Here is a 575-nt window from a genome sequence, read left to right on the forward strand (position 1 = left end):
CACGTTCAAACGCTCGCGCGATCCCGCCTTCGCCGCCAAGGTCGAGGATGTGGTCAGAGGTGGCTCGGTTTGTCTGAACAGCGATCTGGGCCTGGATAAGTGGATATCCTGCCGGGTTCAGGCGGCCGCGGGATGCGGCAGCCTGTCGAAGTAGGCTTCGTCTGGGGTGCGTCGGTCAAGGCTCGAATGGGGCCTGCGCTCATTGTAGGTAATTACCCACCCCCTTGCGCGGGTTGGGTTTCGCTGATTCCCTCGTGGGATGGGCCGAAGCGATCTTGAGCGGCTGAGCCGCGAGGAACTGATCGAGCTGGTGCTGCGGATACAGCGCCCGGCGAAGACCTCGCGCACGTCTTCCAAGCCGCCCGCGACCGACCACAAGGAGCGGCGCGAGCAGGCCAAACCCGGTGGTGCCAAGCCTGGGCACGAGGGCCATAGCCGCGTGATGAGCGACGAGCCCAGTGCGGTTGTCGACCATCGTCCCCATCGCTGTTCGTGCTGTGGCGGCGACCTGCACGCGGCGCTGTCAGCCGAGGTCGTCAGCCTTTCCGAGCGGATCGAGTTGCCGGAGGTCGTGC

General features: G+C 65.6%; 2 pseudogenes. One reads left to right on the plus strand and one right to left on the minus strand.

From position 1 onward, the window contains the following. Positions 1-117: 117 nt before the first annotated feature. Positions 118-219: pseudogene (locus G3T14_RS25345) on the minus strand (integrase core domain-containing protein); the annotation flags it as partial. A 40-nt stretch (positions 220-259) separates the two neighbouring features. Here G3T14_RS25345 and G3T14_RS24560 point away from each other — a divergent pair. Next, positions 260-575: pseudogene (locus G3T14_RS24560) on the plus strand (IS66 family transposase); the annotation flags it as partial.

It is taken from the genome of Methylobacterium sp. BTF04 (assembly GCF_010692745.1).
Taxonomy (GTDB): Bacteria; Pseudomonadota; Alphaproteobacteria; order Rhizobiales; family Beijerinckiaceae; genus Methylobacterium.